Raw genomic sequence first — 24,015 nt, forward strand, 5'->3', positions numbered from 1 at the left:
AGGAAAAACTCCGCTTCGCCATCCGCGAAGGCGGCCGCACCGTCGGCGCAGGCGTCGTCTCCAAGATCCTCAAGTAATCGCCGGTTCTGGCGGGCGGGCCGGCAGGCCCACCCCCGGAAGACAGATCGGGCCGCCCCCTGGGGCGGCCTTTTTCTTTTTGCCCGCCAGGGCTTGCGTGCATTCCTGCGCAGCCGGGCTGCGAAATTCCGCTGCGGACATTTCCGCATGCCGGACTTGCAGCACGGGCAAAAGGCGCGGAACCGTTTCCCTCGGAAAAGGTCGGATCGCCGGTTTCATTCTCGCGAAAGCGCCCTTTGACCGGGTTTTTTCCCCATTGGGCAGGAATCCTCACATTCAACAAAAGTTTTCGTGATGAATCAGCGGGTTGGCCGCCCCTTTCCGTCCTTTCCCGGGGCTTCTATCTCAGCCGGGTCGAGGGGCAGACGCTCCTCTCTAACCCGAAAAAGGACACTGAAAATGAAAAACCTCGTTCTCTCCGCCCTCCTGCTTGGCCTCGCCGCTCCGGCTGCCTTCGCCTACTCCGCCGACGGCCAGACGCTGCCGTCGACCGACCGTGCCGAGATCAAGCGGATCGTTCCGAACGCCAATCTCGACAACCTGACTGCGGATCAGGCGGCGGCGCTGGGTGCGGCTCTCTACAGCGGCGACCAGTCCGAACGCGCCGGCAGCATCCGCGCGATCCTGAACTGAGTCAGACCGACCGGATCAGCAGGGGCCGTCCTTCGGGGCGGTCCTTTCGTTTTGGTCGCGATGATTGACCGCCCCGCCGATTCGCCCCACACTTTGCCCGGCAAGCACACCGTCGGGGGAAGACATGTGCCAGATCTTCGCGGGGCAGGACCCCAACCGCTATGAATCCGTGACGCGCCGGCTGCGCCTCAACGGGCAAAGCACGTCGATCCGCCTGGAGCGGTCGTTCTGGCGGATCCTGGATCGGATCGCGGAGCGCGAGGGCGTGTCCACACCCGCCTTCATCTCCAAGCTGCATTCGGAAGTGTTGCAGTTGCACGGAGAGGCCACGAACTTCACCTCGCTGCTGAGGTGCGCCTGCACGATACATCTGGGTGAACTTGAACAGGTCGAAGGCGCGCGGATCGCTGCCGAGTGACCCACAAAAACGCGGTGTAGTAGCCCGCTACTACCACGACCGGGAATTGGTCACCTAGCCTTACCAAAATCGCAAGGATTTCGGAGGGCGAATGGCGAAAGCGATACATTCCATGATCCGCGTGCTTGAGGAGGCACGCTCGGTCGAGTTCTACTCCCGCGCTTTCGGGCTGAAGGTCGCGGACCGGCTGGATTTCGACAGCTTTACGCTGGTCTACCTGTCCAACGAGGAGTCGAGCTTCGAGCTTGAACTGACGATCAACAAGGGCCGGTCCGAGCCCTACAACCTTGGCGACGGCTACGGCCACCTTGCGGTTTCGGTCTCCGACCTCGACGCAGAGCACGCGCGCCTCACCGCCGCGGGCCTGGCGCCACGCAAGCTCGTCGATTTCAGGAACGGCGACGTCACGGTGGCGCGCTTCTTCTTCATCGCAGACCCCGACGGCTATCAGATCGAGGTCATCCAACGCGGCGGCCGGTTCCTGTAACCGGCCGTCTTCATGCTCAAGGGAGGGAAAAATGAGCAAGATTGAACGCCACGGCCTGACCCGCCGGGCATTGCTGCAGCGCTCCGTCGCAGCCGGTGCGCTGGTCGTCGCGGGCGCGGGCTTCATCGCGGCGCCGGATGCCGCTTGGGCGCTGGAGGTCAGCGTCATTTCGGAACATCAGATGGCGACGCTGCTGCAGATGGCGCGCGACATCTATCCGCACGACAAGGTCGCCGACCGCTTCTACGCCGTCGCCGTCAAGGGCTATGACGCCGAGGACAACAAGGCGCTGGTCGAGGCGGGTGTGGCCGCACTCGACGCCGCGGCGCAGGCCGCGGGGCACGCCGACTATGTGTCGATCGGATGGGAGGAGGATCGCGTGAAGATCCTTCAGGCGATGGAGGGGGACGCCTTCTTCCAGACGGTCAGGTCGGGGCTGGTGACGGGTCTCTACAACCAGAAGGACGTCTGGCCGATCTTCGGCTACCAGGGCGAGAGCTTCAGCCAGGGCGGCTACATCGAGCGCGGCTTCAACGACATCGACTGGCTGTAAGGGAGGGCCGTCACCATGGTTGCGAAATTCGACCTGAACGACGACTCCGTGGTCGTCATCATCGGCACCGGCGCGGGCGGCGGGGTTCTGGCCAACGAACTGGCGCAGAAGGGCGTCAAGGTCGTCGCGCTGGAAGCCGGCGGGCGCTACCTGCCGGAGGACTACGTCAACGACGAATGGGAAAGCTTCACCCAGTTGGCCTGGCTGGACGCCCGGACCACTTCGGGCAGCTGGCGCGTGGCCAAGGACTTCTCGGGCCTGCCGGCCTGGATCGTCAAGGCCGTGGGCGGGACCACGACCCATTGGGCTGGGGCTTCGATCCGCTTCCAGGACCACGAATGGAAGGCGCTGAGCACCTACGGCGCGGTGGAGGGGGCAAGCCTTCTCGACTGGCCGATTGATGCCGCCGAAATGGCGCCCTGGTACGAGAAGGCCGAAGCCAAGCTGGGCGTCACCCGCACCGGCGACCGCGCGGGCCTGCCGGGGAACAACAACTACCTCGTCTTCGAGAAGGGCGCCAAGGCGCTGGGCTACAAGGAGGTCCACACCGGCCGCATGGCGATCAACTCGGCCGACTATGACGGCCGCATGGCTTGCCAGCAGACCGGCTTCTGCTTCCAGGGCTGCAAGTGGGGCGCCAAGTGGTCGGCCGCCTACACCGACATCCCGCGGGGCGAGGCCACCGGAAACCTGGAAGTGCGCGAGCGCAGCCATGCCGCGCGCATCCTGCACGATGACAGCGGCAAGGTGACCGGGGTCGAGTACTTCGACAAGGACGGCAACCTGCAGATGCAGAAAGCGCGCATCGTCTGCGTGGCCGGCAACACCTTTGAATCGCCCCGACTTCTGCTGAACTCCGCGTCCTCCATGTTCCCGAACGGGCTTGCCAACTCCTCCGACCAGGTGGGGCGCAACTACATGCGGCACATGACGGGCTCCGTCTATGCGGTCTTCGACAAGCCCGTGCGGATGTGGCGCGGCACGACGATGGCCGGCATCGTTCAGGACGAGGCGCGCCACGACCCCTCGCGCGGGTTCGTGGGGGGCTATGAGCTTGAAACGCTCTCGCTCGGCCTGCCGTTCATGGCGGCCTTCCTCAATCCCGGCGGCTGGGGGCGGTCCTTTACCACGGCGCTCGACAGCTACGAGAACATGGCTGGCATGTGGATCGTGGGCGAGGACATGCCGCAGGCGACGAACCGGGTCACGCTGTCGGAGACGAAGGACCAGTTCGGCCTTCCGGTCGCCAACGTCCATTTCGACGATCACCCGAACGACGTGGCGATGCGCAACCACGCCTACAAGCAGGGCATCGCGATCTACGAAGCCGTGGGCGCCACCCGCGCCTTCCCGACGCCGCCCTATCCCAGCACGCACAACCTCGGCACCAACCGCATGTCGGAGAAGCCCGAGGATGGCGTGGTGAACAAGTGGGGCCAGACCCACGACATCGCCAACCTGTTCATCTCGGATGGCAGCCAGTTCACCACCGGCGCGGCCGAGAACCCGACGCTGACGATCGTGGCGCTGGCGATCCGCCAGGCGGATCACATCGCGTCCGAGATGTCCGCCGGCAATATCTGAGTGCTTGAAAACGTAAAGGGCGCCCCGAGGGGCGCCCTTTGTCATGCGTCGCGGGTAAGCGTCACTCGCCGATGATCTTGAGGACCTGAGCGCGGGCGGCGTCGCCCATCTCGTGGCTGTCGACGATCGTGATGATCTCACGCATCTGCGCCAGGGTCAGATCATCCATCTTCTCGGTCGGAATCTTGAGTTCGATCAGGAACATCTTGAGCGTGTCCTGAACCATGTCGAACTCCGTCATGGCGTAGGCCCCGGAAGCGAACCCGCCCAGGGAAACGGCTGCGGCAAGGGCGAAGATCGTGGCTTTCATCGTGGTCTTCCTTTCGTGCGTTGCACAGCTTGAGGTCATTTCGTCCGGCGCTTCATCCAGCCGGTAGCTCTTTCGTAGCGAGGCTGAGCGCGGTCGGGAAAACACGTTTCCAGTCACGCGGAATCACGAATCATTTTGCTTGACAGGGGGGTTCGTGATTGTCCTCTCGACCGGGTGAAGCGAGGGGGAGCATTTCGTGATCGACCCCAAAGTTCCGTTAACATTGACCGCCCGTTCCGTAACGGAAGGCAGGCTGTCGCGCTGAAATGTTTCAATCGCCAGACGGCTGCAAAGGCGCGTTACCTTCGCATCACAGGTGCGTGAGATCACGTTGCGTTCAACTTGAGCGCGCGGCTGCCTCACGGGCGCGCGATCTGGACGGCCAATCCTGTTTCAGGGCCGCGGCGGGGCTCTGACCCGCTGCATTTTCCCCCTTCGGGAGAATCACGGCAAATCCCGGAAGCACACCAAATCGCCCTTGATTTCGCCCCGCCGCTGGAATACCCACCGCGCAGGCCCAGGGGTATAGCTCAGTTGGTAGAGCGACGGTCTCCAAAACCGTAGGTCGCGGGTTCGAGCCCTGCTGCCCCTGCCAGGGCCGTTCAGCCGATCCGTCCAGCCAGTCTTTCCTGCCATGATACGTGCCGTCTGCCCGCCGACGCGCCAGAGGCTGCGACAGCAGGAACAGGTTCCGGAGCGATGAAGTGAAAGGGTGAGAGGCTGGACATCGACCCAGACGGGGCTCGTTACGGCTGCTTCCTTCCGGACCTGACCGGGTTGGCGAGGCGCCTGCCCGCGCCAACCTCTCGCGGCCCATATAGGCCGGGAGGGGCGGAATGGCAAGTGTGCCGGGTGCCGCGGGCCGCGGGCAAACCCCGGTTGGCGCGCTGCGTAAACGGGGACGGGACAAGTCCCGCATCTTCCGCTATCAGCAGCTTCGGGCAGCGTTGACCGGGTGACGTAAAGTGCTTGAGCTTCCTCCGACGGCCGATCTTGCCTGGCTGTTCCTCGCCGCGCTTTCGGCCGGACTCGCGCGTGGCTTTTCCGGATTTGGCGCGGCATTGATCTTCGTCCCGCTGGCAAGTGCGGTCGTCGGCCCCCAGATCGCGGTGCCGCTTCTGCTGGTGGTCGATGGCGTCATGAGCGCCGGGATGATCCCGGCGGCGGTACGGCTGGCGCAGCGCCGCGAGGTCATGGTCATGGCCATCGGTGCGGCTGTCGGCGTGCCTGCGGGCGTCTGGCTGCTGGCGAACCTGGAGCCTTCGACGATCCGCTGGTCGATCGTGCTGGTCGTGGTGGTCCTGCTTGGGCTCCTGATGTCCGGACGGCGTTACAGTGGCCGCCCCGGCGCCCCGCTGACCATTCTTGTGGGGCTGGTTTCGGGGGTGTTTTCCGGCGCGGCCCAGATCGGCGGGCCGCCCGTCGTCGCCTACTGGCTTGGCGGAGACACACCCCTGCCGCTGGTCCGCGCCAACATCGTGGCCTATTTCGTCGTCTCCACGGTACTTGCCGCGGTCAGCTACCTCTGGGGCGGCCTGATCACTTCCGGCGTCCTTCTGCTGGCGGCGGTCAACGCGCCGCTTTACGGCCTTGGCGTCTGGGCCGGAAGCCGGATGTTCGCACTGGCGAGCGAGCGCACCTTCCGGCGCATTTCCTATGCGATGATCGCCGCCGCCGCGCTGGCGGGAATGCCGGTTCTGGACGTGATCCTGCGCGGCAACTGACGGGTTGCCCCCGCGGCCGGGCCTTAACCTTCCGCCGTCACGTCGCGGCACCAGAGCCGGGTGAACGCGCCGGTGCAGACGGTGCGTTTGCCGAAGCCGTCGGCGCGGATGCGGGTAAACAGGACGCGGTCCTCGACCGTGACCTCAAGCCCCTCTCGGACCAGCTTGAAGCAGCCCGATGGCCGCAGCTTGCAGGTCACGAGCGCGATGGCGGCGATGGGGTCGCCCTCGGCATCGACGTCCTGGGTTGCGATCTGGTGCTCCAGCCGCGCGCGAAGCATGTCGTCGAATTCGGCCTCGCCCGGCTTGGTCAGCCAGGCGGCACCAGCCGCAAGGGCAAGCAGCAGAATGATCCAGCGGTACAACGGCACCTCCTTGGCTTTGGGGTTGTTATGCCGCAGGTGGCTCGCTCGTGTCGAGCGGGAGCCGTGCAGGCACAGGGTTTCACGCGATGAGACCGGCCATGCGGGCGCCTTCCAGAAGCGAGGGCGCGATGTGGGTGGCGAGGTCGGTCCCCGGGGCCACCATGTCGGGAACCTGCACCACCGTCATCCCGGCCGCGTGGGCGGCGCGCGTGCCAGGATCGCTGTCCTCGAACACGAGGCAGGCCCCAGGGTCAACGCCAAGGCGCTGGGCGGCCAGCAGATAGGCATCGGGCGCGGGCTTGGCTCGGTCCACGCAATCGAAGGTCACGACCGTCGCGAAGTGGCGGTCCAGCCCGGTCAGGTGCAGCTTGTGATGGGCACGGTCGCGCCGCGTCGATGTGGCGATCGCGCGCGGCAGGGCGCGGGCGTGGAGAATGTCGAGCAGTTCCCGCGCGCCTGGCTTGAGCGGGATGCCCCGTCCTTCGACCTGGTCCGTCCGGGCGGTCAGCCGGGCGTCGAAATCGGCAAGGTCGAGCCCGGGAAAGGCCGCTCCCAGAAGCCCTGCGCAGGTGGCCATGTCCACGCCGAACAGCCGGTCCAGAACCGGATGCGCGGGGTCGAAGGACATCTCGGCCAGCACCTCGCGGGTGGCGACGGACCACAGCGACTCACTGTCGATCAGGGTGCCGTCCAGATCGAAGATCACGGCGCTGTAGGGCATGGGGTCGGTGTCCTTCGGCACTGGATTGCGTTGCCGACAGGTCTAGCCCGGCCCGGTGGCAGAGGCAAATGGCGTGATCAGAGCGCGATGCGGAAACGCGCGAACCCGTCCGCCCCATCGCCCGCTGCTTCGATCGCGACACCCTTCACGTCGCCGATGTAGCGCGCGGCACTTGGCCCTGTGTCGAACAGGACCGACGTGCCCGGCATCGCCTTGAACCGCCAGTTGGCGTCGGCCGACGGGTTGATCGTGCCCAGTTCGACGATGTAGCGCACGATGATGTCGCGGTTCGTGTCGGGGCCTTCGAAGACGACGGTATCGCCCTTGGCGCCGGGAAAGTCGCCGCCGCCCGAGGCGCGGTAGTTGTTCGTGGCGATGATGAACTCCGCCGCCGGATCGACGGGCTGGCCCGCGTACATCAGGTTGACGATGCGGTTGGCGCCGGGGTTCAGATCCTCGCCCTTCGGCCCGTACTTCGAAGGTTGGCTCAGGTCGATCTCATAGCTGACGCCGTCGATGACGTCGAAGTTGTAGGACGGGAAGTCCGGGTTGATGAGCGGCTGGTCTGTGCCACCCGGCGTGATCTGGTTGAAAATGCCGGCCGACCGTTCCAGCCAGTCCTTCAGTTGCTGGCCGGTGACGCGCACGGCGCGGATGGTGTTGGGGTAGAGGTAGAGGTCGGCCACGTTCTTGATGGCGACGTCGCCCGCCGGCACGTCGGTGTAGTAGTCCGGTCCACCCCGTCCCCCCGCCTTGAAGGGGGCCGCCGCCGACAGGATCGGCAGGCCTTCGTGCGGGGTGCCCTTCATCATTTCGGCGATGTACCAGCCCTGCGCGATCGAAACGATCTGCACGGACGGATCGTCGGCCACGAGCGCGAAGTAGGAGTGCAGCGGCGCCGAGGTCTTGCCCACAGCGCGGCGGATGTAGTCGAGCGTCTCGTCATGTTCCTTCTGCGCCGACGCAAGGACGGTTTCGACGCTGTCGACCAGCGGCGTGATCGACCGGTCCTCGTTGCGCTGGTAGATCGGCCGCGCCTCCGAGGTGAAGCTGACCACACGCCAGGCGTTGCCGTCCCGCTCCAGCAGCAGGTCGATCAGCCCGAGATGAGAGCCCCAGAAGCCCCCCATCACGCCGGGCTTGCCGGAGATGGTGCCCTTGGCCACGTCCACCTCGGCAAAGCCGTCGAAGGCGGGCGAGGGGAAGACGAGGTGGCTGTGACCAGTCAGTATCGCGTCGATCCCCTCGACCCGCGCCAGGGGAACCGCGGCATTCTCCATCCCGTCCACATGTTCGGCCCCGGCGATGCCGGAGTGGTTGAGCGCGATGATGAGGTCGCACCCCTCCTCCCGCATCTGCGGCACCCAGGCCTGGGCCGAGGCGACGATGTCGCGGGTGTTCACGTTGCCCTCAAGGTGGCGGCGGTCCCAGTTCATGATCTGGGGCGGCACGAAACCGATCAGGCCGACGCGGATCGGATGGCCCTGGCCGGTGCCGTCGGTCACCGTGCGGTCGAGGATGACATAGGGCTTCAGCAGCGTCGCATCCCCGCGCGGGGAGGCGCCAAGCTTCGTCGCCACGTTGGCCGAAACGATCGGGAAATTGGCCCCCGCGACCGCCTTCATCAGGAAGTCGAGGCCGTAGTTGAATTCGTGGTTGCCAAGGGTGGACCCGTCGAAGCCGAGCGTGTTCATCGCCGCGATGATCGGGTGCATGTCGCCGTCCTTCATGCCCCGCTCGTAGGCGATGTAGTCGCCCATCGGGTTCCCTTGCAGGAAATCACCATTGTCGATCAGCAGGGAATTGGTGGCTTCGGCGCGGATCGCTTCGATGATGGCGGCCGTTCGGGCCAGGCCGACGGTATCGACGGGCTTGTCCGAGTAATAGTCGTACGGAAAGACGTGCACATGCACGTCCGTCGTCTCCATGATCCGCAGGTGTGCCTGGTTGGCAGCGGCGAGGGCCGAAAAGGGGTGAAGCGCGATCAACGAGGCTCCTGCGGCGGAACCCGCCAGAAAATGTCTGCGGGTCAATGGCTTGGCGATAAATGGTGTCATGGCTGCACTCCGGTCCGGTCGGTCAATGCTTGATGCTACCATAATACCCTGACTGTAGTTGAGGAATTGCGCCGATCCAAGCCGACCGAGGCACGTTAGCGGAAACAGATCGTCCGCCGAAACGGGTGAACCTCCCCTGCACCAAGGAGATTGCAACCGCAAGGCGCGCATGCCAGTGCTGTGCCGCGGAGGGCCTGGCAGATGAGAGATGCGGAAACGGTGACATTTGGCGGCTCGGCTCTGAACCGGGCGGCGGAGCTGCGCGCCCGGCCTGACGAGATCGCCGCGCTCCTGAACGATCCGGCGGCACGGGCGGTTCCCCTCTGGCGCGGCAAGCCGTCGATTGACGGGGCCGGCGCGCTCGGCTGGGTGGCGGCAAACCACCCGGTGCTGCGGGATGGAGAGGAACCGGCCATCTTTCTGGGAAGCGATGAGACCGGGCCCCTTTTCACGATAGACCTGTCGGCCTGGCAGCCCGAGACAGGCGCCGACCCCGTGCCCGCCTCGTTCTTCGATGCAACCGAGCAGCGCCACCCGGGCCTGCCCGACGGGCACCGTTTCGCCGAGTTGCGCAACATCATGGCCGATCTTTCGGCGCGTGACGCGGAGTGCGCGGCAACAGCCAAAGCTTTGATCGGCTGGCACCGCAGCCACAGGTTCTGTTCCGCCTGTGGGGAGGAAAGCGGGGTGGCGCAGGCCGGCTGGCAACGGGTCTGTGGCGCCTGCGGCGCGGTGCATTTCCCGCGCACCGATCCCGTTGTCATCATGCTCATCACGCGCGGCAACAGCGCCCTTCTGGGCCGGTCGCCAGGCTGGCCCGAAGGGATGTATTCCTGCCTCGCGGGGTTCATGGAACCGGGCGAGACGATGGAGGCCGCGGTCCGGCGCGAGGTGATGGAGGAGACCCGCGTCCGGGTCGGCGCGGTGCGCTATCTGGCAAGCCAGCCCTGGCCCTACCCGTCGTCACTTATGCTTGGCGCGGTGGGCGAGGCGCTGGACGAGACCATCATCCTCGACCCCAACGAGCTTGAGGCCGCGCGCTGGGTAAGCCGCGAGGACATGGCGCGCGCCTTTGCGGGCGATCATCCGGAGATCCGCGCTCCGCGCCGCGGGGCGATTGCGGGGTTCATCCTTCGGAACTGGCTTGCCGACCGTCTGGATTGACGCGAAGGTGCGTCAGGAGGATTGATCCATGAGGTTTTCCGCGTCGCAGGACATTGCCCTTCCCGCGTCAGCCGTGTTTTCGAAGATCACCGATTTCGAGGCGTTCGAGCGTCTGGCCCTGCGCCGCGATGTGGCGGTGAACCGGCGCGACCGGTTGCCGCAGGCGGGTGTCGGATCATCCTGGGAGGTCGACTTCCTTTATCGCGGCAAACCGCGCAATCTGCTTCTCGAAGTGGCCGAGATGCGACCGGACGGGCTTCTGGCGATGATCGGGCGGATCGGTGGCTTCGATCTGAACGTGTCTATGGCAACTCAGGACACCGGGCCGGGCCGCAGCCGGCTGGCGGTCGAATTGGACGTGAAGCCGCGCAGCCTGTCGGCGCGGTTCCTGCTCAACTCGATCCGTTTCGGCAAACGGGGGCTGGAACGTCGCTTTGCCCGCCGCATCGCGGACTTCGGGCGCGCTCTGGAACGTTGGCAGACGTCGGGCGCAAGCCCCTGGCCATAGGGTCAGTGGCGGCGCGGATCGGCGGGGTAGACACCCAGAAGCGTGACCGAGGAGGAGAAGTAGGCCAACTCCTCCATCGCGAGTCGGACGTTCTCGTCGTCGGGATGGCCCTCGATGTCGGCATAGAATTGCGTGGCCGAGAAGCTTCCGTCGACCATGTAGCTTTCCAGCTTGGTCATGTTGACGCCGTTCGTCGCGAACCCGCCCATCGCCTTGTAAAGCGCGGCGGGAATGTTGCGGACCTGGAAGACGAAGGTCGTCATCATGCCCGAACTGCCGCGCCGCGTCAGGTCCGGTTCGCGCGCCATGACAAGGAAGCGGGTGGTGTTGTGGGATCGGTCCTCGATATGGCGGACGAGGATGTTCAGCCCGTGGATCTCGGCGGCGAGATCGGAAGCCAGCGCGCCCTCGGTCCGGTTGCCCGACTTCGCCAGGTCTGCGGCTGCGCCCGCGCTGTCGGCGGCCGGGACGCCCTGGATGCCGTGTTTCTTGAGGAAGTCCGCGCATTGCGGCAATAGCACGAGATGGGCGCGCACCAGCTTGATGTCCTCAAGCCGGACACCCGGATTGGCCATCAGGCTGATGTGGACGCGCACGAAGGCTTCGTCGACGATGTGCAACCCGCTTTCGGGCAGCAGGCGGTGGATGTCGGCGACGCGCCCGTAGGTCGTGTTCTCGACCGGGAGCATCCCAAGCTCGGCGCGGCCCGACCTGACGGCCTCGATCACGTCCTCGAAGGCACGGCAGGGCAGGGGCTCCATGTCCGGTCGCGCATCGAGGCAGGCCTGATGGGAATAGGCTCCGGGTTCCCCCTGAAAGGCGATCCGACCGGTCATGCGGGTGGCTCCTTGACGTTGCCCCGCACCGGGGGGCGTTTCGCCGCGCTAACTATACCTTGAAAGAGGACAGTGGAAGCGGATAGATACGCGCGAGAAAAGGCCAGGGTAGAGGCGCGACATGTTCGACACGATGACTGTAACGAAGGCGGGCGGTGCGCTTTGCGGTGCCCTTCTCATCTTCCTTCTGGGCAAATGGGCGGCGGAATCGCTTTATCATACCGGACCCGTGGCACACGGGGACGAGGAAGTGGCCCAGGCCTACACGATCGACACCGGCGCCTCGGAAGGCGGCGAGGAAGCGGCGGCGGAAGGCCCGAGCTTCGAGGAGCTATTCGCGTCGGCCGATGCCGCCGCGGGCGAGAAGGTGTTCGGCAAGTGCAAGGCCTGCCACAAGATCGACGGCAGCAACGGCACCGGCCCGCATCTGGACGGCGTCGTCGGCCGCGCGGTCGCGGGGGTCGAGGGCTTCGGCTATTCGGACGGCATGGTTGCGCATGGCGGCAACTGGGAACCCGCCGTTCTCGATGCCTTCCTCGCCAACCCCAAGCAGGCTGTTCCGGGCACCAAGATGTCCTTCGCCGGCCTGCCGAAGCCCGAGGACCGCGTCAATCTCATCGCCTATCTCCAGTCGCTCGGCGGCTGATCCCGTCAGCCACTTTGCCATCGGGGCCGCCCTTTGCGGGGCGGCCTTTTCTTTTGGTTTCGGGCCGGGTCACACATTCGCAACTTGAAGCCCGCCGCCTGCGCTTCTAGCTTGGGGGAGTTGTGGTCCGACGGGGAGGAAGCCGGTATGAAGCCCAGTGTCGCGTTGGCGGACGCACCTTCCGGACCGGCCGCAAGGGCGCTTGTCGGGGGGCTGTCGTTGGCGGCGGCGCTGATGCTTGCGGGCGCGACCGTGCTGCGCGCGGAAGAAGCGGTCACCACCTCGCACGCCATAACGACATTCGGCGACGCGCCGAAATATCCCTCCGATTTCAAGCATCTGGACTACGTCAACCCTGACGCGCCGAAGGGCGGTGAGATATCGGAGCCTGCTTTCGGAACCTTCGACAGTTTCAACCCCTACACGCAAAAGGGCCGAGCGGCCGCCCTGTCCAACATCGCTTATGAAGAGATGATGGTGGGCACTGCCGACGAGATCGGCGCGATGTACTGCCTGATCTGCGAGACGATCGAATACCCCGCGGACAAGGCCTGGGTCATCTTCAACATGCGCCCCGAGGCGCGGTTTTCGGACGGAAGCCCGCTGACGGCCGAGGACGTCGAGTTCACCTATCAGCTTTTCCGCGAAGAAGGGCTGATCTCCTTCCGCACCGTCCTGCAGGAATTCGTGGAAACGGTCGAGGTGCTCGACCCCCACCGCATCAAGTACATTTTCAAGTCCGACAGCGCGCCGCGGGAACGTATCCAGATGGCGGGCGGCCTGCCGGTGATGTCGAAGGCCTGGTTCGAGAAGACCGGCGCCAAGCTGGACGAAAGCCGGATGGAGCCGGGGATCGGTTCAGGCCCCTACGTGCTGGAAAGCTTCGACGTCAACCAGCGTGTGGTCTATCGGCGTAACCCCGACTATTGGGGCAAGGATCTGCCGATCGCCATCGGCCAGAACAACTTCGACCGCATCCGGATCGAGTACTTCGGCGATGCGACGGCCGCGCTTGAAGGGCTGAAGGCGGGGGCCTACACGTTCCGCAACGAAAACTCGTCGAAGAACTGGGCGACGGCCTATGACTTTCCTGCGGCGGCGAAGGGCTGGATCGTCAAGCGCGAGCTTAAGCACGGCAACATCGCCACGGGTCAGTCGTTCGTGATGAACCTGCGGCGCGAGAAGTTTCAGGACCCCCGCGTGCGCGAGGCGATCGGGTTGATGTTCAACTTCGAATGGTCGAACGAATCGCTGTTCTACGGGCTTTACCGGCGCATCAACTCGTTCTGGGAAAACAGCGATCTTGCCGCGACCGGCCTGCCTTCGGCTGAGGAGCTGGCGCTGCTGGAGCCGCTCAAGGATCAGCTTCCGCCCGGCGTTCTGGATCAGGAACCGGCGATGGCGCCGGTTTCGGGCGACCGGCAGCTTGACCGCAAGAACCTGCGCAAGGCGGCCGCGCTTCTGGACGAGGCCGGATGGACCGTGGGCGACGACGGCATGCGTCGCAACGCGGCGGGAGAGTTGCTGACCATCGAGTTTCTCGAGGACGATCCAGCGTTCGACCGCGTCGTGAACCCGTTCGTCGAGAACCTTCGCGCGCTTGGCGTGGATGCGAAGCTCGACCGGGTCGATCCGGCGCAGTATACCAAGCGGGTGCGGCCCGACGCGGCGAATGCGGCGGCCTCTTTCGATTTCGACATCATCACCGATCAGTTCCCCACCGGCTACGAACCCGGCGCGGGCCTGAAGCAATATTTTGGCAAGTCCGGCCTTGCGGACGTGTTCAACACGATGGGACTGAGCCACCCTGCCGTCGACGCGCTGATCGAGAATGTCATCGCCGCCGACAGCAAGGCCGAAATGCATGTGGCGGCCAAAGCGCTCGACCGTGTGCTGCGCGCGCTGCGATTCTGGGTGCCGCAGTGGTTCAAGGATAGCCACACCGTTGCCTACTACGACATGTACGCCCATCCGGACCCGCTGCCGCCCTACGCGCTGGGGGAGCTGAGCTTCTGGTGGTATGACGCAGAAAAGGCCGCCGCGCTCAAGGCGGCCGGCGCGCTGAACTAGGCGGGGCGCACAGGGGAATGGGCGCCTACATCCTGCGCAGGCTTCTTCTCGTGATCCCGACGCTGGTCGGGATCATGATCGTCAATTTCACGCTGACCCAGTTCGTGCCTGGCGGCCCGATCGAACAGGTCCTGGCCCAGATCCAGGGCGAGGGCGACGTGCTGAGCGGCATCACGGGTTCGGGGGACGGCGGCCAGACCGAGGACATCGCCGGAGGCGCTGCCAACGACAAGTACGTCGGCGCCCGCGGCCTGCCGCCCGAGTTCATCAAGGAACTGGAGGTCCAGTTCGGCTTCGACAAGCCGCCGCTGGAGCGCTTCCTGAACATGATGTGGAACTACCTGCACTTCGATTTCGGGGAGAGCTATTTCCGCTCGATCTCCGTCGTCGATCTGGTGATCGAGAAGATGCCGGTGTCGATCACGCTCGGCCTCTGGTCGACGCTCCTGGCCTATGCGGTGTCGATCCCGCTTGGCATCCGCAAGGCGGTCAGGGACGGCACGCCCTTCGACACCTGGACCTCCGGCGCGATCATCGTCGGTTATGCGATCCCGGGGTTCCTGTTCGCGGTGATGCTGATCGTCCTGTTCGCCGGCGGCAGCTACTGGCGGATTTTCCCGCTGCGCGGCCTGACCTCCGACAACTGGGAGGATCTGACGGTCATCGGCAAGGTACTGGACTATTTCTGGCACATCGCGCTGCCCATCATTGCCTCGACGATCTCGGGCTTCGCCACGCTGACCTTGCTGACAAAGAACAGCTTCCTCGACGAGATCAACAAGCAGTACGTGCTGACCGCGCGGGCCAAGGGGCTGAGCGAAAGCCGCGTGCTTTATGGCCACGTGTTCCGCAACGCGATGCTGATCGTGATCGCCGGGTTCCCGTCGCTGTTCCTGGCGGTGCTCTTCGGCGGCGGGCTGCTGATCGAGATCATCTTCTCGCTCGATGGACTTGGGCGCATGGGCTACGAGGCCGCGCTTCAGCGCGACTATCCGGTCGTTTTCGGGACCCTTTATGCGTTCGGCCTGATGGGGCTGGTGGTCGGCATCGTCTCCGACCTCATGTATGTCTTCGTCGATCCGCGCATCGACTTCGAGCGGCGGGTGGGCTGATGCGTCTTTCGCCGCTCAACCAGCGCCGCTGGCGCAACTTCAAGGCCAACCGCCGGGCCTACTGGTCGCTGTGGCTATTCGCGGCTCTCTTCGGCCTGTCGCTCTTTGCCGAGGTGCTGGCCAACGACAAGCCGATCGTCGTCAGCTACCGCGGCGCGCTCCATTTCCCGATCTACAAGTTCTACCCGGAGACCGCTTTCGGCGGCGACTTCAGGACCGAGGCGATCTATCGCGATCCCGAGGTGCAATGTCTGATCAAGACCGGCGGGATCGTCGACTGTTTCGACGACCCCGAAGGCGTGATCGAGGATGCCGCCGACGGCGAATTCGCGGGCGAGCCGGTTCAGGCCGGCTGGCTGCTCTGGCCGCCGGTGCCCTACAGCTACAACACCATCAACAACGTGGGCACGGCACCCTCGCCCCCCGACGCGGATCACTGGCTGGGCACCGACGACACCACGCGCGACGTTCTGGCACGGATCATCTACGGCTTCCGCCTGTCGATCCTGTTCGCGCTGATCGTTTCGGTCGGCGCGAGCGTGCTGGGGATCATCGCCGGCGCGGTTCAGGGCTATTTCGGCGGGCGCACGGACCTGATCTTCCAGCGGATCATCGAGATCTGGGGGGGCACGCCCTCGCTCTACATCATCATCATCCTTTTCGCGATCCTGGGGCGAAGTTTCTGGCTGCTTGTCGTGGTGTCGATCCTGTTCGGCTGGCCCGCGCTCGTCGGCGTGGTGCGGGCCGAGTTTCTGCGCGCGCGCAACTTCGAATACGTGCGCGCGGCCCGCGCGCTCGGCGTGCCGGACAGGGTGATCATGTTCCGCCACATCCTGCCGAACGCCATGGTGGCGACGGTCACGCTTTTGCCCTTCATCGTCACCGGGGCGATCGGCGGGCTTGCCTCGCTTGACTTTCTCGGCTTCGGGTTGCCGTCCTCGGCGCCCTCGCTGGGGGAACTCAGCCTTCAGGCCAAGCAGAACCTGCAGGCGCCCTGGCTTGGCTTCACCGCCTTCTTCACCTTCGCCATCATGCTGTCGCTTCTGGTCTTCATCTTCGAGGGCGTGCGCGATGCCTTCGACCCGAGGAAGACGTTCCAATGACCGAGGTTCTGAAGGTTCGCGACCTGTCCGTGCGGTTCCGTCAGGACGGCCGGATGATCGAGGCCGTCCGGGGTGTGAGTTTCGCCATCGGCAAGGGTGAGACGGTGGCCCTGGTCGGCGAAAGCGGCTCGGGCAAGTCGGTCACGGCCCTTTCGACGGTTGCACTTCTAGGGCCGAACGCAGAGATTTCCGGGTCCATCACCTATCTCGGGCAGGAGATGGTCGGCGCGCCGGAGCCCCTGCTCAGGAAGGTGCGCGGCAATGACATCAGCTTCATCTTCCAGGAGCCGATGACGTCGCTCAACCCCCTGCACACGCTGGAAAAGCAGATCGGGGAAAGCCTGCTGCTGCACCAGGGGCTGACCGGGACAGTGGCTCGCGACCGGATGGTCGAGCTTTTGCAGAACGTCGGCATCGACAATGCGGAACGGCGGCTGAAGGACTATCCCCACCAGCTTTCGGGCGGGCAGCGGCAGCGGGTGATGATCGCCATGGCGCTGGCGAACGGGCCGGAACTTCTGATCGCGGACGAGCCGACGACGGCGCTCGACGTGACGATCCAGGCGCAGATCCTTGAGCTTCTGGCCGAACTGAAGCGCAGGGAGGGCCTCAGCCTTCTCTTCATCTCGCACGACCTCAACATCGTTCGGCGCATCGCCGACCGCGTGTGCGTGATGCAGGGGGGCGAGATCGTCGAACAGGGGCCGGTGGCTGAGATCTTCGCCAACCCGCAGCATCCCTATACGCAGAAGCTTCTGGCGGCCGAACCCAAAGGCCGCCCCGACCCGGTGCCGGAGGGCGCGGAGGAGATCGTCCGCACCGAAGGGCTGCGGGTCTGGTTCCCGATCCAGCGCGGGTTCATGCGCAGGACCGTGGGCCACATCAAGGCCGTCAACGATGCCACGCTGTCAGTGCGGGCCGGCGAGACGCTGGGCATCGTCGGCGAAAGCGGCTCGGGCAAGACGACGCTGGCGCTGGGGATCATGCGGCTGATCCAGGCGGACGGGCCGGTGATCTACCTCGGCCAGGATATCTCGCGCTGGAAGGCGGGCGATCTTCGGCGGCTCAGACGCGACATGCAGATCGTCTTCCAGGACCCGTTCGGCAGCCTCAGCCCGCGCATGACCGCCGAGGAGATTATTGCCGAGGGGCTGGGCGTCCACGGCGTGGAACCGGGCCGCAACCGGACCGAGATGGTCGCAGAGATCATGGCCGAGGTCGGGCTCGACCCCGCCACCATGGGGCGCTATCCGCACGAGTTTTCCGGTGGGCAGCGCCAGCGCATCGCCATTGCGCGGGCGATGATCCTTCGTCCGAAGGTCGTGGTGCTGGACGAGCCGACTTCGGCGCTCGACATGACAGTGCAGGTGCAGATCGTGGAGCTGCTGCGCAATCTCCAGCGCAAGTACGGGTTGGCCTACCTGTTCATCAGCCACGACCTGCGGGTGGTGCGGGCGCTGTCGCACAAGATCATCGTCATGCGGCAGGGCGATATCGTCGAAACTGGCAGCGGCGACAAGATTTTTGAAAGACCCGAGACGGATTATACGCGCGAACTGATGGCGGCCGCGTTCGGGGGCTGATCCCCTTGAGGATCCTTTTCATTCACCAGAACTTTCCGGGGCAGTTCCTGCACCTGGCGCCGGCACTTGCCGCGCGCGGGCATGACGTGCTGGCGCTGACAGATGCGGGAAACCGTCGCCCCCGGATCGTGCGGACCCTGTGCTACCCTGGCCCCGACGGGCCGGAGGTGCCAGGCCTGGCGCGCACCTATGCGCGCGCCTGCGACCGCGGCGCCCGGGTCGCCCGCGCCTGTGCCGCGCTTGATGCGCAGGGCTACCGGCCGGACGTGATCTTCGCGCATGGCGGCTGGGGGGAGCCCTTGTTCCTGCGCGATGTCTGGCCGGACGTGCGCATCCTGACTTATGCGGAGTTCTTCTATCGCTCGACCGGGCTGGACAGCGGGTTCGACCCGGAATTTCAGGCGTCCGACCTGCCCGCACGCGTGGCCACGACGGCGCGCAGAGCGCATCTTCTGATGGCGATTCAGGATGCCGACGCGGCGCTGGCCCCGACCGCGTTCCAGGCTGCGACCTTCCCCGAACCGATCCGCTCCAAGATCGCGGTGATCCACGATGGCGTCGATACTGACCTGCTCAAGCCCAATCCGGCTGCGTGCTTCCATCTGCCGGGCGGGCGGGTTCTTCGTCCCGGGGACGAGGTACTGAGCCTGGTCGCGCGGAACCTCGAACCCTATCGGGGCTATCACGTCTTCATGCGCGCGCTTCCCGCCGTGCTGGCCGCGCGGCCTGAGGCGCAGGTGGTGATTGTCGGCGGCGATGGGCAAAGCTACGGCGGCCCGCCCGACAGCGGCACATGGAAGGAACGGTTCCTTGACGAGGTGAAGAGCCGAATCGACCTTTCGCGGATGCATTTCACCGGCCGGATCCCCCATGCCCGGTTTGCCGCGCTGATGCAGGTCACGCGGGTCCACGCCTACCTCAGCTATCCCTTCGTGCTGTCCTGGTCGCTGATCGAGGCGATGGCGGCTGGGGCGCTGGTCGTGGGCTCCGCAACCCTTCCGGTCGAAGAGGTGATCCGGGACGGGGCGAACGGCAGGCTGGTCCCCTTCTTCGACGTGGAAGGCTGGGCGCGCGTCCTGGCCGGGGCGCTTGCCGATCCGGAGGCGCAGATCCCCTTGCGACGCGCGGCGCGGGAGACCGCCCTTCGCCACTACGACCTTCGGACGGTCTGCCTGCCGCGTCTGGTCGCCTTCGTGGAAGGCGCAGGCCGACAGCAACGGGCCGGCTGATCCGGCCGGCATCGTCCCCCGGCTCAGACCGCCGAACTGTGCCCGGCCTTCGAAAGGTCGTAGGCGTCGAAGGCGCGCGCGATCATCCGTGTCAGCGGCCGGCCGCGTTCGGGGATCGCGAAGCCCGTCTCATCCACCGACACCATGTCGCCGAACTTGCGCGCCGGCTCTGCGTAAAGCTCGCGCAGGCGTTCGGCAGAGATGTCGAAACGGCTCAGGATCTCTGCGCTGTCGATGCGGAAATCGCACATCAACGCCTCGATCATCCGGGCGCGGAGAAGGTCTTCGTCGTCGAAGGCGTGCCCCTTGATGGTGGAGAAACGCCCCTCGCGGATCGCCTTGACATAGGCCGAGGTCGCTGGGGCGTTCTGCGCGTATCCCTGCGGCATGCGCGAGATCGCCGAAGCCCCGAGCCCGATCAGCGCCTCGGCAGTATCGTCGGTATAGCCCTGGAAGTTGCGCCGCAGGCGCCCCTCGCGCGCCGCCACGGCCAGCCCGTCGTCGGGGCGGGCGAAGTGGTCGATCCCGATTTCGTCGTAGCCCGCGGCCAGGAACAGCTCCCGCGCGGTCTCGAACAGGTCGAGGCGCTCCTCCGGCTTGGGCATCGCGTCCGATGGGATCATCACCTGACGCCGCGCCATCCACGGCACATGCGCATAGCCATAAAGCGCCACCCGGTCGGGGGCGAGCGACAGCAGCTTTTCGACGCTGTCGCGGATGCGCCGGTTGGTCTGGTGCGGCAGCCCGTAAAGGATATCGGCGTTGAGCGACCGGACGCCGCGGGCGCGAATCATCTCCGCCGCCTTTTGCGTGATCTCATAGCTCTGGTCGCGGCCGATGGTCTTCTGGATCACCGGGTCGAAGTCCTGCACCCCGATCGAGGCGCGGTTCATGCCCGCCGCTGCCAGCGCATCAAGGCGCGAATCGTCGATCTCGTTCGGGTCGATCTCGACCGAAAACTCGGCATCCTCGCCAAGCGGCACCGTCGCGAAGATCGTTTCGGCCAGCGCGGCGATCTCGTCTGCGGGCAGGAGCGTCGGCGTCCCGCCGCCCCAGTGCAGCCGCGACAGGGTGATGCCGCGCGGCAGGCGCGCCTTGAGTAACGCAAGCTCTTCCTTCAGCACCTGCGCATAGGCCCGCACCGGTTCGTCCGAGCGTGTGCCCTGCGTGCGGCAGGCGCAGAACCAGCACAGCCTGCGACAGAAGGGCACATGAAGATAGAGCGAGATTCGGGAGCCTTCGGGGATGGCGCCGATCCAGCCGGAAAAATCCTTCTCCGTCACCGCGTTGGAGAAGTGCGGAGCAGTCGGATAGCTCGTGTAGCGGGGCACGCGCGCATCGAACAAACCGAGTCGCGCCAGTTCGGAATTGGGTTTCATGTTGGCACTGATAAGGGTTATGATCCCCTTACTCCTTGACGTAAATCAAAGACGCGCGAACGTATGTCCCTGCACGAAGTCCCGACTGTCGCCCCGAAGTGCGGTGACTGCCCGATCCGCCACCGCGCGGTTTGTGCCCGTTGCGAAGTCGATGAACTCGCCCTTCTGGACGCGATCAAGTATTACCGCAGCTTCGAGGCCGGTCAGACCGTGATCTGGGCCGGTGACCGGATGGATTTCGTCGCCTCGGTCGTGACCGGCGTGGCCACCCTGACCCAGACGCTTGAGGACGGGCGGACGCAGATGGTCGGGCTGCTGCTTCCTTCCGACTTCATGGGCCGGCCCGGGCGCACCAATGCGCCCTACAACGTGACCGCGACGACCGACCTGCTGATGTGCTGCTTCCGCAAGAAGCCGTTCGAGGAACTGCTGTCGAAAACCCCCCATATCGCCCAGCGTCTTCTGGAAATGACGCTGGACGAACTCGATGCCGCGCGGGAATGGATGCTGCTTCTGGGCAGGAAGACCGCGCGCGAAAAGATCGCGAGCCTTCTGGCCATCGTTGGCCGCCGGGATGCCAGCCTCAATCTGCGCGCACCCTCGGGGCGGCTGGCGTTCGATCTGGCCCTGACGCGCGAGGCGATGGCGGATTACCTTGGCCTGACGCTCGAAACGGTAAGCCGGCAGATGTCGGCGCTGAAGCGGGACGGCGTGATCGAGCTTGAGGGCAAGCGGCACGTCATCGTTCCCGACTACGACCTTCTTCTGGACGAGGCCGGCGACGACAGCGACGGCGGCTTCCTGGTCTGAGCTGCGTCAATTTGCCAATGGCGCGAATCTCGGCGCGCGCCAGAATTCCCGATAGCTGAAGTCGGCAGGCAGTCAGCCTAATCGGTGTGTGCCATGCGTCCCCCTTTTCCGAAGGAGGTTTCATGGAACGCAGAACTTCAGATCGACATGCCCGCCGCGACCGGAGAACCCGGCAAGGCTCCCTTCCCGCAAATGCCTTCCGCCAGGAGGCACTAACCCACTCCCGTGCCCGCATGGGCTTTCTCGACGAAGGCGATGTCGCCTTCCTGAAGGCGCGGGTGCTGGAACTGCTGGGCGACTACGGCGTGGCGGTCATCCACCCGCAGGCGCGGGCGGCACTTCTGGCGGCCGGTGCGAAGCCGGGCAGCGGGCCGGACCGGCTGCGCCTTCCCGCAGGGCTGGTGGCAGAGGCGATGGAGGCCACGCCCAAGGCGGCCCGTCTCGCAGGGAAACGGCGCGCGCTCGACCTCGACCTGCCGCGCGGCGACAGGGGATTCGTCATGCGCACCGGAACCGGCGCGCACGGCTATGTCAGCCCGCGCGACACGCGCTACAGGAACATGGACCTGGCGGCGGTCGACGAGATCGCGGCCGTGGCCAGCACGCTCGACGAAGTGGGTTTCATCGCGCATCCGTTCGTTCACGGGGTGCCCGAGAAGACCGCCGACATCCACAGCTTCGGCCGCCTGATCGCGCGGACGGACAAGCACATCTGGATGCAGCCCTACCAGTGGCAGAACGTCGAATACCTGATGAAGATCGCGGCCATCGCCGCGGGAGGAGAGGCGGAACTGCGCGCCAATCCGATAACAAGCGCCATCACCTGTTCCTTCACGCCGCTCGAATTCAAGTTCATGGACACGCAGGTGATCATCGAGGCGGGCAAGTACGGTGTCCCGCTGCACGCCTGTTCGCTGCCCTCTTCGGGGGGAACCGCGCCGCTCTCCGTCCCGTCGATGGCGATCATGGCGGCGGCAGAGATCGTCGGCATGACGGTGATGGCGCATGTGCTGTCGCCCGGCACGCCGGTGATCGCGACACCCCTGATGTTCACGCTCGACATGCGGACAGGCTCGGCGCTGCAATCCTGCGTCGAAAGCCTTCAGGCGGCGAGCGTGTCGGTCCAGTTGATGAAGCAGGGATTCGGGATGCTGGCGCATACCTACGGTTCGGGTTCGGACACGCCGGATGTCGACCACCAGTCGATGGCCGAACGGGCGCTGCTCTGCCAGGCGGTCGCGCTGGCCGGGGCGGACATCCTGGGCGGTGTCGGGCAACTGGAATGCGCAACCGTGTTCAGCCCGGTCCAGGCCGTGCTGGACAACGAGGTGGGCGCGATGGTCCGCCGGTTCATCCGCAAGCCCGACCTCAGCGATGGCGCCCTGAACTGGGACGAGATGATGCGGATCCGCACCGGCGGACATTTCCTGGACAGCGATCACACCATCCGCACCTGCCGCGACCAGCTGTCGCCCGGCATCTTCCTGCGGCAAGGCCGGGACGGCTACGAAAAGTCGGGCCGCCGGACTGCTTTCGACGCCGCGCGCGATGCGGCGCTGGCGGCCATCGCGACGGCACCGGAGGCCGGCGTTCTGGATGACCACCAGCTTCGAGAGATCGCGGCGCTTGCCGCGCATGCCGATGAGCACATCGTTGCCGCCTATGCCGGGGCGGTCGAACTGATCTGACCGGCTGAAAGGCCGACGCGGACCCGGCAGGGTCCGCGTCAATCAGAGTCCTTGCCCGCAAAAGCTCGCGCCTAGTGCGCCATGAAGACGGGAACCTCGGAGATCTCGAGCATGTCGCGGGTCGCTCCGCCCAGGATCGCCTCGCGGAAGCGCGAGTGTCCATAGCCGCCCATGACGATGAGATCCGCGTCGATGTCGCGGGCGTGGCGGCACAGAACCTCGGACACGCGCGGCATGGTCCGGGCCAGCACCGAGACCTCCGCTTTGACACCATGGCGGGACAGGAACTGCGACAGAAGCCCTCCGGGGTCGGAACGTTCGGGGCCGTGGCTCGGCGGGTCGATGACGGTGATGTTGACGAGGGAGGCCGCCTTCAAAATCGGCAGCGCGGCGCGGATCGCGATCAAGGCCTCGTCGCTCTGGTTCCATGCGATGGCCACCCGCGAGGGCGGCGCAGGTTCAAGACCGGTCGCAGGCAGGACGAGGACCGGACTGCGACCGTCGAAAAGTGCCGCCTCCAGCACCGCCTCGAGGTCGTGGTTGTCCTTGCCGCCATACGGTTTCGGAAGCACGACGAGGTCGGAGAACCGGGCCTGGACGGCAACCGGCTCGGTCAGCGTCGCGAGCTGCGTCACGACCGTCTCGACCGCCCAGCGGACATCCTCGGCGGCGAGACGCGCCCTGACCGCCGCTTCCGTCTCGGCCGCTTCGGTGCGCGCGAACTCGAAGGTTTCCTGATGGATGACCGCGGTCGCGCCTGCGTAGTAGTAGCCCGTCTGGGTGCGGTCGATGCCGAGGCAGAGAATGTCCAGATGCGCATCCTCGCGCCTGGCAAGTGCGATCGCCGCATCCATCTGGGCGGTCGAAAGTTGTGGATCGGTGACGATGGTGAGGATCGATTTGTAGCCCATATCCGGCCTCCCGAGAGCAAGCATGGCGTGACCCTAGGTCGCGGCG

24 protein-coding genes, 1 tRNA gene and 1 other RNA gene are annotated in these 24,015 nt (G+C 65.6%); 18 read left to right on the forward strand and 8 right to left on the reverse strand.

Annotated elements, in window-relative coordinates; translation table 11 throughout:
* From N5I32_RS18005 to N5I32_RS18030, 6 genes are all read left to right on the forward strand, one after another.
* A partial coding sequence (locus N5I32_RS18005) for an EF-Tu C-terminal domain-related protein (protein WP_261496019.1) occupies positions 1-77 on the forward strand: 77 nt, incomplete at its 5' end.
* A gap of 400 nt (positions 78-477) precedes the next feature.
* A complete protein-coding gene (locus N5I32_RS18010) occupies positions 478-711 on the forward strand; it encodes a hypothetical protein (protein ID WP_261497334.1) in 234 nt (77 codons plus the stop codon).
* Positions 712-835: 124 nt separating this feature from the next.
* Complete coding sequence (locus N5I32_RS18015; RefSeq protein WP_261497335.1) at positions 836-1,129, forward strand: ribbon-helix-helix domain-containing protein; 294 nt, start codon at positions 836-838, stop codon at positions 1,127-1,129.
* Positions 1,130-1,220: 91 nt separating this feature from the next.
* Positions 1,221-1,616 (forward strand): VOC family protein, encoded by a 396-nt coding sequence (locus N5I32_RS18020; protein WP_261497336.1) that lies wholly within the window; start codon positions 1,221-1,223, stop codon positions 1,614-1,616.
* Positions 1,617-1,647: 31 nt separating this feature from the next.
* Positions 1,648-2,169, forward strand: a complete 522-nt coding sequence (locus N5I32_RS18025; RefSeq protein WP_261497337.1) for a Twin-arginine translocation pathway signal — start codon at positions 1,648-1,650, stop codon at positions 2,167-2,169.
* Between the two features lie 15 nt (positions 2,170-2,184).
* Entirely contained in the window at positions 2,185-3,753 is a 1,569-nt protein-coding gene (locus N5I32_RS18030; RefSeq protein WP_261497338.1) for a GMC family oxidoreductase, read from the forward strand.
* A 61-nt stretch (positions 3,754-3,814) separates the two neighbouring features.
* Here the strand turns inward: N5I32_RS18030 and N5I32_RS18035 are convergent, their stop codons facing one another.
* Positions 3,815-4,063: a hypothetical protein gene (locus tag N5I32_RS18035; protein WP_261497339.1), complete on the reverse strand. Its 249-nt coding sequence runs from the start codon at positions 4,061-4,063 to the stop codon at positions 3,815-3,817.
* A gap of 519 nt (positions 4,064-4,582) precedes the next feature.
* On the opposite strand from N5I32_RS18035, the gene N5I32_RS18040 reads away from it, so the two are divergent.
* Positions 4,583-4,658 (forward strand) — tRNA-Trp (locus tag N5I32_RS18040).
* Positions 4,659-4,773: 115 nt separating this feature from the next.
* On the opposite strand, the gene ffs is transcribed toward N5I32_RS18040, so the two are convergent.
* Positions 4,774-4,872: signal recognition particle sRNA small type (ffs, locus tag N5I32_RS18045), an RNA gene on the reverse strand.
* A gap of 156 nt (positions 4,873-5,028) precedes the next feature.
* On the opposite strand from ffs, the gene N5I32_RS18050 reads away from it, so the two are divergent.
* Positions 5,029-5,787 carry a sulfite exporter TauE/SafE family protein gene (locus N5I32_RS18050; protein ID WP_261497340.1) on the forward strand — a complete coding sequence of 253 codons (759 nt, stop codon included), beginning with the start codon at positions 5,029-5,031 and terminating at the stop codon, positions 5,785-5,787.
* A 23-nt stretch (positions 5,788-5,810) separates the two neighbouring features.
* Here N5I32_RS18050 and N5I32_RS18055 read toward each other — a convergent pair whose 3' ends face one another.
* From N5I32_RS18055 to N5I32_RS18065, 3 genes are all read right to left on the reverse strand, one after another.
* Positions 5,811-6,152: a hypothetical protein gene (locus N5I32_RS18055; protein WP_261497341.1), complete on the reverse strand. Its 342-nt coding sequence runs from the start codon at positions 6,150-6,152 to the stop codon at positions 5,811-5,813.
* A gap of 79 nt (positions 6,153-6,231) precedes the next feature.
* A complete protein-coding gene (locus tag N5I32_RS18060) occupies positions 6,232-6,873 on the reverse strand; it encodes an HAD family hydrolase (RefSeq protein ID WP_261497342.1) in 642 nt (213 codons plus the stop codon).
* 77 nt (positions 6,874-6,950) lie between these two features.
* Positions 6,951-8,930: a bifunctional 2',3'-cyclic-nucleotide 2'-phosphodiesterase/3'-nucleotidase gene (locus N5I32_RS18065; protein ID WP_304504957.1), complete on the reverse strand. Its 1,980-nt coding sequence runs from the start codon at positions 8,928-8,930 to the stop codon at positions 6,951-6,953.
* Positions 8,931-9,131: 201 nt separating this feature from the next.
* Between N5I32_RS18065 and nudC the strand changes: the two genes are divergently transcribed.
* Both nudC and N5I32_RS18075 read left to right on the forward strand, forming a co-directional pair.
* A complete protein-coding gene (gene nudC / locus N5I32_RS18070; protein WP_261497343.1) occupies positions 9,132-10,094 on the forward strand; it encodes an NAD(+) diphosphatase in 963 nt (320 codons plus the stop codon).
* A gap of 28 nt (positions 10,095-10,122) precedes the next feature.
* A complete protein-coding gene (locus N5I32_RS18075) occupies positions 10,123-10,602 on the forward strand; it encodes an SRPBCC family protein (protein WP_261497344.1) in 480 nt (159 codons plus the stop codon).
* 2 nt (positions 10,603-10,604) lie between these two features.
* On the opposite strand, the gene N5I32_RS18080 is transcribed toward N5I32_RS18075, so the two are convergent.
* Positions 10,605-11,438, reverse strand: coding sequence for a prephenate dehydratase (locus N5I32_RS18080; protein ID WP_261497345.1), 834 nt, complete (start codon positions 11,436-11,438; stop codon positions 10,605-10,607).
* 121 nt (positions 11,439-11,559) lie between these two features.
* On the opposite strand from N5I32_RS18080, the gene N5I32_RS18085 reads away from it, so the two are divergent.
* The 6 genes from N5I32_RS18085 (at position 11,560) to N5I32_RS18110 (ending at position 19,181) form a co-directional block, all read left to right on the forward strand.
* Positions 11,560-12,084, forward strand: a complete 525-nt coding sequence (locus N5I32_RS18085) for a c-type cytochrome (RefSeq protein ID WP_261497346.1) — start codon at positions 11,560-11,562, stop codon at positions 12,082-12,084.
* 147 nt (positions 12,085-12,231) lie between these two features.
* Positions 12,232-14,154: an extracellular solute-binding protein gene (locus tag N5I32_RS18090; RefSeq protein ID WP_261497347.1), complete on the forward strand. Its 1,923-nt coding sequence runs from the start codon at positions 12,232-12,234 to the stop codon at positions 14,152-14,154.
* Positions 14,155-14,171: 17 nt separating this feature from the next.
* A complete protein-coding gene (locus tag N5I32_RS18095) occupies positions 14,172-15,266 on the forward strand; it encodes a microcin C ABC transporter permease YejB (RefSeq protein WP_261497348.1) in 1,095 nt (364 codons plus the stop codon).
* Positions 15,266-16,369 (forward strand): ABC transporter permease, encoded by a 1,104-nt coding sequence (locus N5I32_RS18100; protein ID WP_261497349.1) that lies wholly within the window; start codon positions 15,266-15,268, stop codon positions 16,367-16,369. Before N5I32_RS18095 ends, N5I32_RS18100 begins: the two co-directional genes overlap by 1 nt.
* Complete coding sequence (locus tag N5I32_RS18105; RefSeq protein ID WP_261497350.1) at positions 16,366-17,952, forward strand: ABC transporter ATP-binding protein; 1,587 nt, start codon at positions 16,366-16,368, stop codon at positions 17,950-17,952. Before N5I32_RS18100 ends, N5I32_RS18105 begins: the two co-directional genes overlap by 4 nt.
* 5 nt (positions 17,953-17,957) lie before the next feature.
* Entirely contained in the window at positions 17,958-19,181 is a 1,224-nt protein-coding gene (locus N5I32_RS18110) for a glycosyltransferase (protein ID WP_261497351.1), read from the forward strand.
* Between the two features lie 23 nt (positions 19,182-19,204).
* On the opposite strand, the gene hemN is transcribed toward N5I32_RS18110, so the two are convergent.
* Positions 19,205-20,560: an oxygen-independent coproporphyrinogen III oxidase gene (gene hemN / locus N5I32_RS18115; protein ID WP_261497352.1), complete on the reverse strand. Its 1,356-nt coding sequence runs from the start codon at positions 20,558-20,560 to the stop codon at positions 19,205-19,207.
* Between the two features lie 63 nt (positions 20,561-20,623).
* Between hemN and fnrL the strand changes: the two genes are divergently transcribed.
* Both fnrL and N5I32_RS18125 read left to right on the forward strand, forming a co-directional pair.
* Complete coding sequence (gene fnrL, locus N5I32_RS18120) at positions 20,624-21,370, forward strand: transcriptional regulator FnrL (RefSeq protein WP_261497353.1); 747 nt, start codon at positions 20,624-20,626, stop codon at positions 21,368-21,370.
* A gap of 122 nt (positions 21,371-21,492) precedes the next feature.
* A complete protein-coding gene (locus N5I32_RS18125) occupies positions 21,493-23,058 on the forward strand; it encodes a trimethylamine methyltransferase family protein (protein WP_261497354.1) in 1,566 nt (521 codons plus the stop codon).
* A 71-nt stretch (positions 23,059-23,129) separates the two neighbouring features.
* Here the strand turns inward: N5I32_RS18125 and N5I32_RS18130 are convergent, their stop codons facing one another.
* Complete coding sequence (locus N5I32_RS18130; RefSeq protein ID WP_261497355.1) at positions 23,130-23,969, reverse strand: universal stress protein; 840 nt, start codon at positions 23,967-23,969, stop codon at positions 23,130-23,132.
* Positions 23,970-24,015: the final 46 nt, after the last annotated feature.

The organism is Albidovulum sediminis, assembly GCF_025380365.1.
GTDB lineage: Bacteria > Pseudomonadota > Alphaproteobacteria > Rhodobacterales > Rhodobacteraceae > Albidovulum > Albidovulum sediminis.

Coding starts and splice junctions, on each gene's coding strand:
- N5I32_RS18130 (WP_261497355.1), bottom strand. CDS start 23,969: ATGGGCTACAAATCGATCCTCACCATCGTCACCGATCCACAACTTTCG.
- hemN (WP_261497352.1), bottom strand. CDS start 20,560: ATGAAACCCAATTCCGAACTGGCGCGACTCGGTTTGTTCGATGCGCGC.
- N5I32_RS18090 (WP_261497347.1), top strand. CDS start 12,232: ATGAAGCCCAGTGTCGCGTTGGCGGACGCACCTTCCGGACCGGCCGCA.
- N5I32_RS18060 (WP_261497342.1), bottom strand. CDS start 6,873: ATGCCCTACAGCGCCGTGATCTTCGATCTGGACGGCACCCTGATCGAC.
- N5I32_RS18125 (WP_261497354.1), top strand. CDS start 21,493: ATGGAACGCAGAACTTCAGATCGACATGCCCGCCGCGACCGGAGAACC.
- N5I32_RS18020 (WP_261497336.1), top strand. CDS start 1,221: ATGGCGAAAGCGATACATTCCATGATCCGCGTGCTTGAGGAGGCACGC.
- N5I32_RS18075 (WP_261497344.1), top strand. CDS start 10,123: ATGAGGTTTTCCGCGTCGCAGGACATTGCCCTTCCCGCGTCAGCCGTG.
- N5I32_RS18085 (WP_261497346.1), top strand. CDS start 11,560: ATGTTCGACACGATGACTGTAACGAAGGCGGGCGGTGCGCTTTGCGGT.
- nudC (WP_261497343.1), top strand. CDS start 9,132: ATGAGAGATGCGGAAACGGTGACATTTGGCGGCTCGGCTCTGAACCGG.
- N5I32_RS18010 (WP_261497334.1), top strand. CDS start 478: ATGAAAAACCTCGTTCTCTCCGCCCTCCTGCTTGGCCTCGCCGCTCCG.
- N5I32_RS18015 (WP_261497335.1), top strand. CDS start 836: ATGTGCCAGATCTTCGCGGGGCAGGACCCCAACCGCTATGAATCCGTG.
- N5I32_RS18080 (WP_261497345.1), bottom strand. CDS start 11,438: ATGACCGGTCGGATCGCCTTTCAGGGGGAACCCGGAGCCTATTCCCAT.
- N5I32_RS18030 (WP_261497338.1), top strand. CDS start 2,185: ATGGTTGCGAAATTCGACCTGAACGACGACTCCGTGGTCGTCATCATC.
- N5I32_RS18025 (WP_261497337.1), top strand. CDS start 1,648: ATGAGCAAGATTGAACGCCACGGCCTGACCCGCCGGGCATTGCTGCAG.
- N5I32_RS18065 (WP_304504957.1), bottom strand. CDS start 8,930: ATGACACCATTTATCGCCAAGCCATTGACCCGCAGACATTTTCTGGCG.
- fnrL (WP_261497353.1), top strand. CDS start 20,624: ATGTCCCTGCACGAAGTCCCGACTGTCGCCCCGAAGTGCGGTGACTGC.
- N5I32_RS18095 (WP_261497348.1), top strand. CDS start 14,172: ATGGGCGCCTACATCCTGCGCAGGCTTCTTCTCGTGATCCCGACGCTG.
- N5I32_RS18100 (WP_261497349.1), top strand. CDS start 15,266: ATGCGTCTTTCGCCGCTCAACCAGCGCCGCTGGCGCAACTTCAAGGCC.
- N5I32_RS18105 (WP_261497350.1), top strand. CDS start 16,366: ATGACCGAGGTTCTGAAGGTTCGCGACCTGTCCGTGCGGTTCCGTCAG.
- N5I32_RS18035 (WP_261497339.1), bottom strand. CDS start 4,063: ATGAAAGCCACGATCTTCGCCCTTGCCGCAGCCGTTTCCCTGGGCGGG.